This window comes from Paraburkholderia sp. RL17-380-BIE-A (assembly GCF_046028085.1).
GTDB lineage: Bacteria > Pseudomonadota > Gammaproteobacteria > Burkholderiales > Burkholderiaceae > Paraburkholderia.
Genome location: NZ_JARESQ010000072.1, coordinates 1 through 268 on the forward strand (window position 1 = coordinate 1; position 268 = coordinate 268).

At 63.1% G+C, this 268-nt stretch carries 1 pseudogene; it reads right to left on the reverse strand.

The features are described 5' to 3' along the window. Positions 1-268 (reverse strand): annotated as a pseudogene (locus P0D68_RS35580) (SMP-30/gluconolaconase/LRE-like region family protein); the annotation flags it as partial.

Here is a 268-nt window from a genome sequence, read left to right on the forward strand (position 1 = left end):
CAATGCGCCCGGCCCTGCCACGCTGATATCGCGCAGCCAGACTCCGGACGTCGTAAATACGCGCACGCGATTGCCGGGGAAATCGCTCGCATATAGCAGCGAGCCAGACGTCGCGAGTCCGGTGACGACATCCGCAAGGCGTTCGGTGGTCGTCGCGCTGACGGTGATGAGCAGGTCGCGCGTACGGCTGGTCCGGTTGTATCGGCCAACCTTACCGCTACCGTAAGTGGCGCTGAACTGCAGCGCAGCGAATAGCGAGGTCGAGTTA